The organism is Endozoicomonas sp. ALB091 (assembly GCF_049310265.1).
Taxonomy (GTDB): domain Bacteria; phylum Pseudomonadota; class Gammaproteobacteria; order Pseudomonadales; family Endozoicomonadaceae; genus Endozoicomonas.
The window spans coordinates 132,518-146,925 of the sequence record NZ_JBLYNQ010000001.1 but is presented as its reverse complement, the minus strand read 5'-3'; the positions used below and the strand labels follow the sequence as shown (position 1 = coordinate 146,925).

The window sequence follows — 14,408 nt, the reverse complement described above, 5'->3', positions numbered from 1 at the left end:
GTGCGGGAAGAAAAGCGTTTGATCACGGTGGCCTCGTTGGTAAAGGGTTATTGCCGGTTTGTCGGCATGAACTTCTGCTATATTCAACGCCCAACCAATAAAAATGAGAAGCTGTTATGAGTCTGGAGAAACGGGTAGAACGGCTGGAATCGCACGTTGACTCTCTTGACAGTGCGGTTCGCAGCCTGGTCAAGATTACAGGCGAAACGCACCAGATTGTTCTGGAAAACCAGCGTGAGAACCGAGTGCGTTTTGACCTGCTTGAACGCAGGCTGGATCAGCAAGACTGCAGGCTGGATCAACAAGATCGCCGTATGGAAAAAATGGAGTTCAGTATTACTGCATTGGCGGAAGCAACACGAGCCGGGTTTGAGCGAGCCGATAAACGACACGACGACTTTGTCAAAGAAACCCGGGAGCGCTTTGATCAACACGATAAGCGCTTTGACCAGCTGGAACTCCTGATTCGCCAGCTGCTTCCCAATGACAGCAACTAAGTAATTAACCTTAGGCTATCCCGACATATTGTACTCACTCCGTTCATCCTGAGCGAAGTCGAAGGGTGACTGGTACAAACTATCATACTGTTGTGATGGTAGTGCTGGTCATGCCAGCCGCAAATTCCGCAACCGACCGGTCAGTATTTCCGCCGCATCCCGCACATCACGGTCCAATGCTTTATTGCTGATAAAGTGGCTCAGGTCCATCAGACAGCGGTCGATCATGGCTGCGTGTTGGTCTTGTGCCTGCATGCCCAGTTGTTCGGTAATCAGCACGGCACCGTGATTCTCTTTCGGGATGATCACCTGCAAGTGATGGGGATTGGCAGGCACCCCGAACCCCAGCGTCGGGTGGGCAAAACGGGATTTGCCCGTCTCGCCTTTGGAAGTTCGCTTGCCGGTGGTGGATGCATTGTCGATCATGAATTACCTGACATTGGTGCAATCATTGAACTATTGTACATCCTGAATAATATCACCGGGCTTCAGTACCACTCCGCCCAGCTCTGCAAACTCTCTGGCGGCAAACCCGTTATCAAAGCTGACGCCGCTGCTGATAATAATGCTCACCGGTGCCTGCTCCTCTTTCAGCAGGGAGCGCAGGCTGTCGATGGCGTTGGCAATAATGGCCGAGGTGACCTCCCGTTCCGCAAACCGAACACTGACGGTATTTTCCCCGTCACCAATTTCCACCCGGCCCCCTTTCAGGCGCACGTTTTCCCGGTCCCGGAATTTGTTCAGGACACTGAAGACCTTGTCGGTGGAATCCAGGGACACCCGCTTGTTGTCGGCGATACGAGCGGGCTTGCTGTCGTCGATGATGGGGTCGTCGGCAAAATCCCGCAGTACTTCCAGCAGTAACGGGGTCATTTCCTATTGATGGGCGATAACCTGGCGGATAGCTTCCGCCGGGAAGGTGTCGGGTTCAAGGTTGAGAAAGGGCTTTAGCAACGGATGATCGGCAAACACAGCAGTACTCCGGCTCTCTGAATGTTTGGGGAATGATGGTTCAACCATAGCACCGGCAGAGTGCTGTTGGGGTGGTGGTTTACGTTAATCCGGATATTCGAGTAATCAAAAAGTCACCAATGTCTGGCCCGCTTTCAATACGATACCTTGTCAGGGGGAAAAATCAATACCATCAACACCGGCGTCTTTGCGCATGATGTTCTGGATGGATTTGATCACGGAACTGATGGACATAGTTTTTTCTTAAAAGCTGTTTGAACTTTTATATGAAAGAGAGGTCATAGTATGAAACTCAATAATTCAATAATTCAATGAATATGCCTATCTACTTTGCTGGTTTTAATATAGCTGCAGATCACTTTTCTTATTTTCGAGATAGTGCTTATTCGCAGTCTGCCACATCCTGTCAGGCTTTCTTTCGTGAAGTTGTGGACGTAGCAAATTTTCAATGTGCTATGCGTTCTGATGAAACTGTTAAACACCGTCTCCAGCAGCCAAAGGTGCTTTTTAATGATCCATCAGGTGATCCCCGGCTTGAAAAAAGGTCGATACTAATGGTTAGTAGCCATCTTCAAGAAGACCATCCATTTTACTTACCTGTCAGAATACAACCTCGGAATAATGATCATGTTCCCAAATATATTCCTGGTAATGAACGTTTTTCGATCCAGTCTATTTTAGGGTTAGAGCAATCAACCTCACAAAACACATTAGTTGCTAATCCTCAACTGGATAGTGAACAGCTGCAACGAGATACATCGCCTGCAGGAAATGAGTTGGATGATAAAGCTACGGTTTCCGGCTCTGATGAATCTCTGACCAGCACCCATGAGGATGACTGTGAGTCCGAGGAATTAAAAGCTGTCCGGAAGGCGTACGCACAGTCTGAGCGAAAAAAGGCTTATCAGAGGGCTTACCAGAAGGCTTACCGTCAGTCCGAAAAAGGGAAGGCTCGCAGACGAGCATGGGCGCAGTCTGAGAAAGGGAAGGCTTGCGCGCGGTCCTGGAAACGGAGAGCCTACCAGCAGGCTTATCGTCAGTCCAGCAAAGGGAAGGCTTACGAGCAGTCGGAAAAACGGAAGGCTTACCTCAAAGCCTACGAACAGACCGAGAAGCGGAAGGCTTACCTCAAAGCCTACGAACAGACCGAGAAGCGGAAGGCTTACCGAAAGGCTTACCTCAAAGCCTACGAACAGACCGAGAAGCGGAAGGCTTACCGAAAGGCTTACCTCAAAGCCTACGAACAGACCGAGAAGCGAAAGGCTTACCGAAAGGCTTATAATCAGTCCGAGAGAGTGAAAGCTTTCCAGAAGGTTTATCAGAGGGTTTACCAGAAGTCTTACCGTCAGACCGAGAAGTGGAGGGCTTACCAAAAAGCTTACCGTGAGTCTCCGCAAGGACGTGCTTACCTGAAGGCTTACCGTAACGCTTATAATAAGGTTTTAAGGGTTACCGGTGATATTGAACAGGCAAGAATCGCTGGTAGGCAAGCTACCGTCTTTTTAAAAGAATCCAATAAAGCAAACAATAATGAGCCTTTTAGAGAGTAAACAGGTTCTTGATCGTCAGCCAGGAAAAATATTGCACGACAAATGAACTATTGTTTATCCGTGAGTTGCCGACTTTTAAGCAGTTTATATCGCTATGTCAGGCTTTCTCCCGCCAAGTTTCAGAAGTAGCTCTGCTCTATATACTATGCATGCTGATGATACGACTGAAAGCCGCCTTTATCAGCCAATGGCATCTTTTCAAAATATATTTGATGACCCCCGGTTTGAAAAAAGATCGATAGCCATTGTCGATAACGATACTGAAAAAGATCAGCCACTCTACTTACCGGGCAGAACAAAAATGCAGAAAAATGATCATGCCCCCGCCTATATTCCTGATAAAGAGCGTTTTTCTATCCAGTCTATTTTAGCATTAGGGCAATCAAACACAGAAAGCTCATTAGTTGTTGATGTACAAAATCCTTGTGAAATTACTGATCCTCAACTGGACAGTAAGCAGTTGCAACGAAATAGATCACTTGCAGGAAATGAGTTGGATTTTAGCGGTTCTGCTTCTGGCCCCAGTGATGCTCTGCAACATAAATATTAAATGTTGTTGCGTCAGGCCGGAACTTTTATAAGAAGGAGTTGTCACAATAAATAATTCAGTAATTAAACAATTCAATGTCTGATCCGCATTCTAACTTTTATCCCTTGTATTCGGAATTTCAGAAAGCGTATAAGTCTGTTATGTCGAACAGGGGATCGGCTTTTACAGCAAGGGTACAGCAACATGGATCAGTATTCGGGCTGCAAGTTGGTCAAACTGCAACAAGTAATTATATGAATTCCTTCATTCCATATGGTGAAAGCTTTCATAACCCATTAAATGACTCCCGTTTTAAAAAAATGCCAGTCAGGGTTATTTATTCTCAAGAATATGAACAAAGTAAACCGTTAGACTTATCATATAGACTCGGGGCATGCCAGGGGGCTGGTCGAAATACCAGAACTCCTGCCAGCCAGCCGGAATTAAGAACTGATCGGGTTTGGAGTATGGCTGGTGAAAGTTCTGATCCATTGCCTGCTGGTAATGAGTTGGACTTTACAGCTTCTGCTGCAAAATCCGACGAATCTCTAACCATCATTATTGATAATGCTCATGAACAGGACGAGAAACGGAAGGCTGCCCGAAAGGCCTACCAGAAGGTTTACCGTAACTCCGAAAAGGGTAAGGCTGTGCGGAGGGCTTACCAGAATGCCTACTATAGGGCTTTGAGGGATACCCGTGATTTAGAACAGGCAAGATTTGCTGGCAGGCAAGCTGCTGCTTCTATAAAAGAGTCAAATAAAGCAAAAAATAATGCGCTTGAATAAACCTTTAAGTGCCAGGTTAAATATTAAGTTTGGTCTGTCAGATAGGAACTTTTACAGGAAAGCACAGTCCTAATCATGAATTCAACAATCTTATAATTCAACAAATCAATGACTACTCCTTATTCTAACTCACACTCCTTGTATTCAATATTTCAGAAAGCGTATGAAACTGTTGTGACGGGCAGTGGATTGCCTTTTCACGACCGGCCGCAGCAAAGTGGTTTAGTATTCGGGCTGCGAGTTAATCAAACTGCACCAAATAATTATGTAAAACCCTTGATTCCATATAGTGAAAACTTCCATAACCCTTTCAATGATTCCCGTTTTAAAACAGTGCCGGTCAGGGTGGTTTATTCTCAAGAATTTGAACAAAGCCAGCCGTTAGACTTCTTACCTAAACCCAAGGCACAACCGGAGGACGACAAAAATAACAGAATTCTTACCAGTCAATCAGATTCAAGAACTCATCAGGTGTTGGGTATGGCCGGTGAAGCGTGTTCTCACTCATACTTTGTAAATACTGATCATCCTCCACTTACCTCAGCGTTGAGAGAAACTGCTGAAAATGGTTTGGATGCTGAAGCTCCCGCTTCAGGATCTGGTGAATCTCTGGCCGTAGTTCCTGATAAGGCTTGCACACAGTCTGGGAAAGAGAAGGTTCACCATGAATCCGAAAAGGGGAATGCTTCCCGGAAGGTCTGTGAGCAGACCGGGAAACGGAGGCCTCCGAAAAAACGAACCTGGGATCGGTCTGAAGCAGGGAAGGCTTACTATAGGGCTTACCAGAAGGCTTACGTGAAGTCCGAAAGAGGGAAGGCTTTCCTTAAGGCTTATGCACAGAGCGATAAACGAAAAGCTTCCCGGAATGCATACGAACAGACCGACAAACGGAAGGTTGCCAGACGAGCCTGGTCTCAGTCCGAGGAAGGTAAGGCATACCATAGAGCTTACCGGAAGGCTTACCGTCAGTCTGAGAGAGGGAAGGCTCTCCGGAAGGCTTACGATGACTCTGAGAAAGGGAAGGCTAACCGGAAGAATTACCGTGAGTCTGCGAATGGGAAGGCTGCCAGACAGGCCTGGGCAAACTCCGAGAAAGGGAAGGAGTCTAAACGGATATGGAGAAATTCAGAGAGGGGTAAGGCTTACCAGATGCTTTACAGAAGGGCTTACAGTGAAGTTTTCAAGAATACCGGTGATAAAGCGCAAGCAAGAATTGCAGGCAGGCAAGCTACCGCCTTTATAAAAAAATCAAATAAAACAAAAAATAAATGAGCTTGAATCAACCTCAATTATTGATAGCTATGCCTGGCTGACATAAATATGGAGTAGTATCTTTCAGGTAGGAACTTTTATAAGAAAGCATAGTCCTAGTCATTAATTCAATAACTCAATAATTCAATGTCTACTCCGTATTTTAATTCACACTTTTTGTATTCGGGATCCCGAAAAGCGTATGAGTCTGTTATGTCGGGCAGTGGATTCACTGTTAAAGACTGGTCGCAGCAAAGTGGTTTGGTATTCGGGCTGCGAGTTGATCAAACTGCACCAAATAATTATATAAACCCCTTGATTCCATATGGTGAAAACTTCCATAACCCTTTCAATGATTCCCGTTTTAAAAAAATGCCCGTCAGGATTATTTATTCGCAAGAACCTGAAAAAATCAAGCCGCTAGACATATCACATAAACCTGGGAAATATCAGGAGGCCGAACAAAATAACAGAATTCTATCCAATCAATCAGAAATAAGAATTGAGCAGGTTTGGAGTATGATCGATGAAGTGAGCTCTCACTCATACGGTTTAAGTAATCATCCTCCTCCACTTATCACAACGTTGAAAGAAACAGCAGGAAATGAGTTGGATGTTGAAGCGTCTGTTTCAGGAGCTGGCGAATCTTTGAACATCGATCATGATAAGACTTACGTACAACCTCAGCAACGAAGGGCTTCCAAACGAGCCCGTACTGAGTCCGAAAGAGGGAAGGCTTACCGTGAATCCGAGAGAGGGAAAGCTGTCCGGAAGGCTAGCCAGAAGGCTTACGCAAAGTCTGAAAAAGGGAAGGCTAGCCAGAAGGCTTACGCAAAGTCTGAAAAAGGGAAGGCTTGCCAGAAGGCTTACGCAAAGTCTGAAAAAGGGAAGGCTTGCCAGAAGGCTTACACACAGTCTAAGAAAGGGAAGGCTTCCAAACGAACCCGGGCGGAGTCGGAAAGAAGGAACGCTTACACAAAGGCTTACCGTCAATCCGAGAGAGGGAAAGCTGTCCGAAAGGCTTGGTTTCAGTCTGAGAGAGGGAAGGCTTCCCAGAAGGCTTACGCACAGTCTGAGAAAGGGAGGGCACGCCAGAAGGCTTACAAACAGTCTGAGAGAGGAAGGGCTGCCAGGAATGCCTGGTCAAAGTCTGAGAGAGGGAAGGCTTGCCGCAGGGCTTATGCACAGTCTGAGAGAGGGAAGGCTGTCAAACGAGCCTGGGAACAGTCCGAGAAAGGGAAGGCTTACCGTGTGTCTGCGAAACGGAAGGCTACTTACCTGGCCTGGGCACAGTCCGAAAAAGGGCAGGTTGTCTTGAAGTCTTACCAACATGCTTATCATAAGGCTTACTATAAAGTTTTCATGAGCACCGGTGACAGGCAACTGGCAAGAAGCGCTGGTCAGCAAGCTGGCGCTCTTATAAGAGTGTCTGACAAGGCAACAAAAAATGAGCTTGAATCAGATTCTGCTACTTCCGTCTTGCCTGCTTTTAAAACTGACTGATAAGTCAGTAGCAGTATGATATTGGTTAACTGCTTAATTTCTAACCTGATTGAGCTGCCCGGGAGGCTATCCGAGAATAGACTGCCCTACTGCAGCGACAGCAAATTGGTCTAAAAATCCGATTTTATAAGACTAAATGTTGTTTTATAGGTCAGCCTCCAAGTTGGTCTTGTAATTGTTGAATGTATGCCGTGGCTTGTATCAAAATCTCTATCTTTGTTAATTGTTGATTGGATGCTCCGGGAATTTTATTTCGAAGTGCCTGGTAGGCTTGATTCATGGTTTTCCTGCGTCTTTTTTCATTATCGGCGCGCCTGTTTTTTCGTTCAACATAACTACGTCGGGGGGGATTTGTACTTTCCTCTGTGGTTGGTATGGAGTATTGGAATTGAGTGTCAATTTGCTGGACATTAAACTGATTGAAAGTGCATACTGCGGCAGAATTGATTCGACACATGCCATAAGGATTATCCCATGGCATACGAGACTGCATCGGCGCTATTTTAAAGTTCATCTGATGTCATACCTCCTGCAATTTGAACAAGAAACCTTGAGTTCAACATGTGCAAAGTCAAAATAGTCAGCGGCATTGGATTCCTGAATATCGCTTACCTTCTTTTTCTGACAACTTATCAATGGCTTTCAGGTGGCATTGAGGGTTATCGGCGCAATAAAAGAGAGTGAAAAAACGCATCTTGTTCTGATCAAGTGGAACCATAAGGCAAGCCAATTGCTCCGGTAATTGAGCAAGGCCACATATTTCGCAGGAACCAAACTGCAAGAACTGGAAAGTGTTTGACATAACCTGGCCTGAGACAGAAGGTTGAAAGATTCTGATTGAGTTACCGGCGATCAAATATTCAATGAGTTGAGTCTATCCGATGTAGCTCAGGATGCATCATCTTTAACAGTGATGTGATAAATTCCACCTTCTTGATCTCGAAGTCACTTACATGCGGAACCGTCGATAGCCAGCAGGAAACTCTGCATTCAAAATCACTGCGGCAAATATGCCTGCTCAATTTCCTCTGCAGAATCGCAGCAAGTGTACGAAGGCGCTGTTGTTGCGCTTGCAGCTGGCCGTCAGGCTCTTCTTCAGCGAATATGGAGATAAACTGCCTGGCTTTATCCAGGGTAAGCAGCGCGCGAACAAGCAAGCCATAAATACGCTCTTTGCCGTTTTTTGGGAAGCCAAAAAGAATGGTGCGAGGTAACTCAAACGCTGCCCCTTGATTCAGTTCAACTGTCAGCGGGTTAAGGTTTCCTATGAGGTGTTCCAGTGTATCGTTCAGTAACCGGGTTTCTTCAGCAAACGACAAACACCATAACGGCCTCTCAACGCCAGGAACACGAATGGCCAATGGTGCTGAATGTCCATTGATGACTCTGCCGTCAACACTGACCATAAGCCCCGGACCCGGGATGTCTGAGCTGGTGTCTTTAAGATGAATAGTGTAAGCATTTGGTAGTTGAATCGCCCGGCATCCGGGTATTGGGAGGATGAAGAAGTCGTCGTTGGCACCTAAATCCCGGTCAATGTCAAGTGCTTCCATAAGCGCTTGCATCTTTTTAAAGAGTTTCATGGCCGAATCTTCAGTCGAGCAGATAATGTCAATACCTTTGAATGATGCACGACGGTTCTGTAAAAAACGCGCGTATGAACCGGTAACCAGAATGGGGGGCGTGTTATAAGACTCATTGATTTCCTGGATCATCTCCAGTGCTCTGCGAGTTAGCACATTTAACTGCGGAACCTGATTGTCTGATAAGGGAAGCGCTCTTCTAACGGCAGCAGAAGCCTGATGCTGAAAGGTAGAGGCTGCGTATCCTTCAGGATCATGACCCGGGTCGACCTGACGATCAGTATAACCATTTAGATAACGTTTGGTGTTGAAGAGCGTTATCTCCTCGCTGCCAGCCGGACTCTCCATGAAGTCCTTATACACTTCATCCGGTGTAACCTGCTGGCCATTCAACGGCAGCCCCCTCAGGCAACATTCCGCTTTGAAGCGTGCGATGGCTAATTTGTACTCATCGTTTTGATCTGGCTGTCGGTTGAACTCCTGAACGACCTGGTCCGGGGTTACTTGTCGATTGTTATGGGGAATGTTTCGCAGGCAGAGTTTTTGCAGGAAGACGCCACTTCTAAGGGATGTTGTATCATTTCCATAGGCGTTAAGTACCACAGCCGGGGTAATTTGACGTCCTTGTAATGGTTTGTTTTGCCAAAAGGCAATCTCCATACTGATGCGTTCATATGCAGTGGTGGCTGTTCGTCCGCAAGACTCAAGGGTTGATATTTCCATACCGTTAAAGGTGCTTGCAGATCGGCCAGATATCTCGCCTGAACCGGCTCGTTGGTCAACATAGCCAGCGGACTCTGGGGGGGAGAAGGTTGAGGTAGTTGGCTTCATAATATAACCCTGCACACCTGAACGAAAAACATTCCCTTTGACTGAAAAATGATCATTAAGTTCCATTTGGCCAACTACTTAACAATACCGATTTGAGTTATTAAGCGTGCATCATCGCCAGCAGTGCCTGGATAAACTCTTTCTTATCGGTCGGACAATCATTAACAGACTGAGTTGTCGATAGCCAGTTGTTAATTCTGTGCTCAAAATCATTACGGCAAACATGGCTGGTCAATTTCATGTGCAGATTCTCAGTCAGTGCATAAAGCCGTAGTTGTTCTTTTTGCAGCTGATGACTGCGGCAGTCCGGTTTCCCGGGATTGCCTGCACAGTTCAGGGTGATGAATTGCCTGGCTTTATTCAGAGTAAGCAGGCAGCGTAACAGCAAGCCATAAATACGCTCATTGCTGTTTTGAGGGGCATTAAAAAGAATGGTTCGTGGTATTTTAAATACCTCCCCTTTTTGTAGCCTTACGGTGAGCGGATCAAGGCTCTCAGCGAGGTATTCCAGCGTATCGTTCAGTAATCGGGTTTCTTCAGTAAACGACAAACATTGTACAGGTCTCTGAACACCGTGGACGTGAACGGCCAATTGTGGGGCATTTTCATGGACGACTCTGGCATCAACACTGACCTGAAGCCCCATGGCTTTTATCCCGAAATCACCGTCTTTAAGATGAATATTGAAGCCATTTGGCAGTCTGATCTCCTGACACCCCGGGACTTCCCAGATGACAATACTTTTGGGAATGTCTGTACCCTTGTCTGTGATCAGTGCCCGCAGCTTTTCACAGAGTATTCTGGCCGACTTTTCTGTCGCGCAGATAATGTCAATGTCATTAAATACTGAACACATATTCTGCAAACAACGTGCGAAAGAACCGGTAATCAGAATGGGGAAGTCGGTACAGGAAATATTGATTTCCTGAATAATATCCAGTGCTTTAAGTGTGAGTGCGGTTAACTGCGGAACCTGCTTGTCCAAAAAAACCGGTCCATTTGGCCATAGCTGCCGGGTGTGCGCTACACCGGCGTTTGTTGCCTGAGTGGCTACGTATCCTTGTGCGCTGTTACTCCCCGGAGTAAAAATATTTTCCTTTTGAAGCAGTAGATTACCCATTACATCGGCTTCGGATTTGCATTGCTCAAACCAGCAGCCTAAAGCATGTTGCAGTTTGCTGACTTCAGTAAAACTCTGTAGGCACTCCAGAACCTGATCCTTTTCGATTTGATGTCCATTAACCCCATGGCTGGTGAGATAGCAGTAGGCCAGGAAGAAGAAATGCAGCCGTGCTTTCTGAAATGAGTGTCTCAGGGTGTTGATGGATTGCAATACCTGCTCTGCCGACACGCTCTGTTGATCAATGGACAGTTCATGCTGCATAGCCATGAATTTCAATATACATTGCAGTCGGTGTTGCTCATCCCCTTTGACTGATGCGTTGTTCAGGATTTGCCAGGCCTCTTGCAGCAAATCCTGAGCGTCGTTGTTTTCATCCCACCACTGAGAGTGTTTCAGCCTTTCAATCAGGTATCTGGTTTGCCTTGCCGATTGATCCCCGGGGACTTGATTAAACGCTTCCAATACGTCCTTGTTACCCAGATAACGGCCATTCAGTTTTTTCGCATTCAATGCCAGCTGAGCATAAAAAATAGCGATTTCCAGCAATCTGCCAATGCGTTCAAAATCGTTGACTACCGCGTCCGCCGTCACCAGCTGGCCATTCAACAGCAAACCCCTCAGACAACATTCCGCTTTGAAGCGCGCCACCCCCAACTGGCCTTCAGGACTATCCGGGAAGCTCTTAACCACCGCATCCGGTGTGACTGGCTGGCCTTTCAACGCCAGGCCCCTCAGGCAACATTTTTCCTTAAAGTGCGCTATCCCCAGTTTGCCTTCCGGACTGTCCGGAAAATCCTCAACCACCCTGTCCGTTGTAACCTGCTGGCCATTCAACAGCAGGCCTTTCAGGCAACACAGTTCCTTGAAGTGCGCTATCGCCAGTTTGCCTTCCGGACTGTTCGGGAAATGCCTGACCACCTCATCTGATGTGAGCTGCGGGCCTCGCAGAGTAATGCCTCTCAGGTAACATTTCTCCTTAAATCGTGCGATCCCCAGTGTACCTTCCATACTCTCCGGGAACGCCTTTACCACCGTATCCGGTTGGATTGGCTGGCCATTCAATAGCAAGCCCCTCAGACAGCATTTTTCCTTAAAGTGCGCCAGTTGCAGCGTTGCTCTGACTGCCTTATAGCCCTTAACCACTGTATCCGGTGTCACTGGCTGGCCATTCAACGCCAGGCCCCTGAGACAACATTTTTCCTTAAAGCACGCTATCCCCAGTCTGCCTGCGGTACTATCCGGGAAACCCTTCACCACAGCATCCGGTGTGACCGGCTGGCCATTCAACAGCAGGCCCATCAGGCAACACTGCTCCTGAAAGCGCGCTACCCCCAGTTTGCCTTCCGGACTATCCGGGAAACCCCTGACCACCGCATCCGGAGTGGCCTGCTGGTCCTTCAGTGACATGCCCCTGAGGCAACATTCTTCCTTAAAGCGACCCAGCTCCAGTGTTGCCCTGGCTGCCTGAAGATCCTCAATCACCGCATCCGGTGAGACCGGCTGGCCATTCAACGCCATGCCCTTCAGACAACATTCCGCTTTGAAGCGCGCTTTCCCCAGTTTGCCCTCCGGACTATCGGGATACGCCTCAACCACCGTATCCGCTGTGACCTGCTGACCCTTCAATGCCAGGCCCTTCAGGCAACACAGTTCCTTGAAGTGTGCCAGCTCCAGTGTTGCCCTGGCGGCCTGAAAATCCTTAACCACTGCATCCGGTGTGACCGGCTGGCCATTCAATGCCAGGTTCCTGAGACAACATAGTTCCTTAAAGCGTGCCAGCTCCAGAGTGGCTCTGGCTGCCTGAAAATCCCTGGCCACCTCATCGGGTGTGACCTGCCGACCGGCTAATGCCAGGCCCATCACGCAACATTGTTCCTTGAAACGTGCCAGCCCCAGTGGTGCCCTGGCGGCCTGAAAATCCTTAACCACCGCATCCTGTTTCACTGGCTGGCCATTCAACATCAAGCCTGTCAGGCAACATTGTTCCTTAAAGCGTGCTATTCCCAGTTTGCCATCGAGAGTAGTCGGGAAGGCCTTAACCACCGCCTCTGGCGTGACCGGCCGCCCATTTAACAACAAGCCTGTCAGGCAGCATTGTTCCTTAAAGCGAGCCAGCTCCAGTGTTGCCCTGGCGGCCAGATAATCCTTAACCACGGTGTCTGGTATGACTGGCTGGCCATTCAATGGCAGACCCTTCAGGCAACATCGTTCTTTAAAGAGCGCCAGCTCCGTTGTTGCTCTGGCTGCCTGATAGTCATTCACCACTTCATCCGATGTTACCCACTGGCCATTTAACCTCAGGCCCTTCAGGCAGCATTGTTCCTTAAACCGGGTCAGCTCCAGTTGTGCATTGGCAACCTGATAACCCTTAACCACCGCATCCGGTGTGACCGGCTGGCCATTCAGCATTATGCCTTTCAGGAAACATTGCTCCCTGAAACGGGACAGCTCCAGTGTGGCGCTGGCCATCTGATAATGCTTAACCACCACCTCCGGTGTGACGTGCTGGCCATGTATCGGCAGGCCTGTCTGCCAACAGAGTTCGGTAAAGCACGCCAACTCAAGTGTTGCGTTAGCTGCCTGATAATCCTTAAGTACCGCCTCCGGTGTGATCAGACGACCATTCAATGTTATGCCTTTCAGGCAGCAATGTTCCTTAAAGCGCGCCAGCCCCAGGGTTGCTCCGGCGGCCTGAAAATCCTTAACCACCGTTTCCGGTGCAACCAGCTGACCATTCAATGTCATGCCTTTCAGGCAGCATTGTTCCTTAAAGTGCGCCAGATCAAGGAGGACGCCGACTGCCTGAAAATCCTTAACCACCGCCTCCGGCGTAACCGGCTGGCCACGCAACGGCAGGCAATTCAGGCAACATTCCGCTTTGAAGCGTGCTATTGACAGTTTGCTTTCCGGGGTACCCCTGAACCCCTTAATCACATCATCCGGTGTAACCGGCTGGCCATTCAACATTATGCCCTTCACGCAACACAGTTCCTTAAAGTATGCCAACTCCTGTGTTGCGTTGATTGCCTGATAATCCCTGGCCAGCGCCTCCGGTGTGACGTGATGGCCATTCAACAACAGGCCCTTCAGGCAACACATTTCCTTAAAGCGCACCAGTTCCAGTGTTGCATTGGTCACCTGATAATCGTGAACCACCGCCTCCGGTGTGACCCGCTGGCCATTTACTGTCAGGTCTTTCAGGCAACATTGTTCTTTAAAACGCGCCAGCTCCAGGGGGGCTTTGAGTGCCTGAAAATTCTTGACCACCGCATCCGTTGAGACCTTATGACCATTTAGCGTCAGGCCCTTCAGGCAGCATTCCGCCTTGAAGCGTGCTATTGGTAATTTGTGCTTATTATATTGGCCTGGTTGCCGGTTGAATTCCTGAATGACCTGCTCCGGGGTAACTTTTCTATTGCCCTGTAAAATGTTCTGTAAGCAGAGCTTTTGCAGGAAGAAGCCACGTCTCAGAGAAGTCCTGTCATTTCCATAGGCTCTGAGCACTTGAGCCGGGGTGATTTTTCGTCCTTGTAATGGTTTATTATTCCAGAAGTCGTCTTCAAGTTGCTTGCCATGATCCGTGGTGGAGGCTTTATCTCTATGGGACTGCAGTTTTGATACTCTCTGACCATTAAATGTACTTGTGGAGCGGTTTGGAATTCCACTTGATCCGGCTTGGTGACTAACCCGGCCAGCAGGCCTTCGATGGGGGTGGCTTGATGGGGATGCTTTCAGAATAAAACCCTGCAACTATAAATACCGCAGTTTGACCTCAAAATGA

At 47.9% G+C, this 14,408-nt stretch carries 12 protein-coding genes; 6 read left to right on the top strand and 6 right to left on the bottom strand.

Going from position 1 to position 14,408, the window contains the following annotated elements; translation table 11 throughout:
• The first annotated feature begins 116 nt into the window (after nucleotides 1-116).
• Entirely contained in the window at nucleotides 117-497 is a 381-nt protein-coding gene (locus ACO6UX_RS00595) for a hypothetical protein (protein ID WP_422443899.1), read from the top strand.
• A 108-nt stretch (nucleotides 498-605) separates the two neighbouring features.
• Here the strand turns inward: ACO6UX_RS00595 and ACO6UX_RS00590 are convergent, their stop codons facing one another.
• Genes ACO6UX_RS00590 through ACO6UX_RS00580 form a run of 3 tightly spaced genes read right to left on the bottom strand, consistent with a single transcriptional unit; the run spans nucleotide 606 to nucleotide 1,517 of the window.
• On the bottom strand, nucleotides 606-923 hold the full coding sequence (locus tag ACO6UX_RS00590) for a DUF3780 domain-containing protein (protein ID WP_422443897.1): 318 nt from the start codon (nucleotides 921-923) through the stop codon (nucleotides 606-608).
• A 30-nt stretch (nucleotides 924-953) separates the two neighbouring features.
• The gene (locus ACO6UX_RS00585; RefSeq protein ID WP_422443895.1) at nucleotides 954-1,370 is read right to left on the bottom strand and encodes a hypothetical protein; all 417 of its coding nucleotides are present in this window, start codon (nucleotides 1,368-1,370) and stop codon (nucleotides 954-956) included.
• A gap of 3 nt (nucleotides 1,371-1,373) precedes the next feature.
• Nucleotides 1,374-1,517: a hypothetical protein gene (locus ACO6UX_RS00580; RefSeq protein WP_422443893.1), complete on the bottom strand. Its 144-nt coding sequence runs from the start codon at nucleotides 1,515-1,517 to the stop codon at nucleotides 1,374-1,376.
• Nucleotides 1,518-2,245: 728 nt separating this feature from the next.
• Between ACO6UX_RS00580 and ACO6UX_RS00575 the strand changes: the two genes are divergently transcribed.
• The 5 genes from ACO6UX_RS00575 to ACO6UX_RS00555 all read left to right on the top strand — a co-directional run bounded on the left by ACO6UX_RS00575 (nucleotide 2,246) and on the right by ACO6UX_RS00555 (nucleotide 7,090).
• Nucleotides 2,246-3,019, top strand: a complete 774-nt coding sequence (locus ACO6UX_RS00575) for a hypothetical protein (protein ID WP_422443891.1) — start codon at nucleotides 2,246-2,248, stop codon at nucleotides 3,017-3,019.
• Nucleotides 3,020-3,164: 145 nt separating this feature from the next.
• On the top strand, nucleotides 3,165-3,569 hold the full coding sequence (locus ACO6UX_RS00570) for a hypothetical protein (protein ID WP_422443889.1): 405 nt from the start codon (nucleotides 3,165-3,167) through the stop codon (nucleotides 3,567-3,569).
• A gap of 74 nt (nucleotides 3,570-3,643) precedes the next feature.
• Nucleotides 3,644-4,336: a hypothetical protein gene (locus tag ACO6UX_RS00565; RefSeq protein ID WP_422443887.1), complete on the top strand. Its 693-nt coding sequence runs from the start codon at nucleotides 3,644-3,646 to the stop codon at nucleotides 4,334-4,336.
• Between the two features lie 480 nt (nucleotides 4,337-4,816).
• Nucleotides 4,817-5,608, top strand: a complete 792-nt coding sequence (locus tag ACO6UX_RS00560; RefSeq protein WP_422443885.1) for a hypothetical protein — start codon at nucleotides 4,817-4,819, stop codon at nucleotides 5,606-5,608.
• Between the two features lie 498 nt (nucleotides 5,609-6,106).
• The gene (locus tag ACO6UX_RS00555) at nucleotides 6,107-7,090 is read left to right on the top strand and encodes a hypothetical protein (protein WP_422443883.1); all 984 of its coding nucleotides are present in this window, start codon (nucleotides 6,107-6,109) and stop codon (nucleotides 7,088-7,090) included.
• A 151-nt stretch (nucleotides 7,091-7,241) separates the two neighbouring features.
• On the opposite strand, the gene ACO6UX_RS00550 is transcribed toward ACO6UX_RS00555, so the two are convergent.
• The 3 genes from ACO6UX_RS00550 to ACO6UX_RS00540 all read right to left on the bottom strand — a co-directional run bounded on the left by ACO6UX_RS00550 (nucleotide 7,242) and on the right by ACO6UX_RS00540 (nucleotide 14,377).
• On the bottom strand, nucleotides 7,242-7,604 hold the full coding sequence (locus ACO6UX_RS00550) for a helix-loop-helix domain-containing protein (RefSeq protein WP_422443881.1): 363 nt from the start codon (nucleotides 7,602-7,604) through the stop codon (nucleotides 7,242-7,244).
• 346 nt (nucleotides 7,605-7,950) lie between these two features.
• Nucleotides 7,951-9,504, bottom strand: coding sequence for a hypothetical protein (locus ACO6UX_RS00545; RefSeq protein ID WP_422443879.1), 1,554 nt, complete (start codon nucleotides 9,502-9,504; stop codon nucleotides 7,951-7,953).
• A gap of 100 nt (nucleotides 9,505-9,604) precedes the next feature.
• Nucleotides 9,605-14,377 (bottom strand): hypothetical protein, encoded by a 4,773-nt coding sequence (locus ACO6UX_RS00540; protein ID WP_422443877.1) that lies wholly within the window; start codon nucleotides 14,375-14,377, stop codon nucleotides 9,605-9,607.
• Between the last annotated feature and the right edge of the window lie 31 nt (nucleotides 14,378-14,408).

Coding starts and splice junctions, on each gene's coding strand:
- ACO6UX_RS00590 (WP_422443897.1), bottom strand. CDS start 923: ATGATCGACAATGCATCCACCACCGGCAAGCGAACTTCCAAAGGCGAG.
- ACO6UX_RS00550 (WP_422443881.1), bottom strand. CDS start 7,604: ATGAACTTTAAAATAGCGCCGATGCAGTCTCGTATGCCATGGGATAAT.
- ACO6UX_RS00580 (WP_422443893.1), bottom strand. CDS start 1,517: ATGGTTGAACCATCATTCCCCAAACATTCAGAGAGCCGGAGTACTGCT.
- ACO6UX_RS00565 (WP_422443887.1), top strand. CDS start 3,644: ATGTCTGATCCGCATTCTAACTTTTATCCCTTGTATTCGGAATTTCAG.
- ACO6UX_RS00560 (WP_422443885.1), top strand. CDS start 4,817: ATGGCCGGTGAAGCGTGTTCTCACTCATACTTTGTAAATACTGATCAT.
- ACO6UX_RS00585 (WP_422443895.1), bottom strand. CDS start 1,370: ATGACCCCGTTACTGCTGGAAGTACTGCGGGATTTTGCCGACGACCCC.
- ACO6UX_RS00595 (WP_422443899.1), top strand. CDS start 117: ATGAGTCTGGAGAAACGGGTAGAACGGCTGGAATCGCACGTTGACTCT.
- ACO6UX_RS00570 (WP_422443889.1), top strand. CDS start 3,165: ATGCATGCTGATGATACGACTGAAAGCCGCCTTTATCAGCCAATGGCA.
- ACO6UX_RS00545 (WP_422443879.1), bottom strand. CDS start 9,504: ATGAAGCCAACTACCTCAACCTTCTCCCCCCCAGAGTCCGCTGGCTAT.
- ACO6UX_RS00555 (WP_422443883.1), top strand. CDS start 6,107: ATGATCGATGAAGTGAGCTCTCACTCATACGGTTTAAGTAATCATCCT.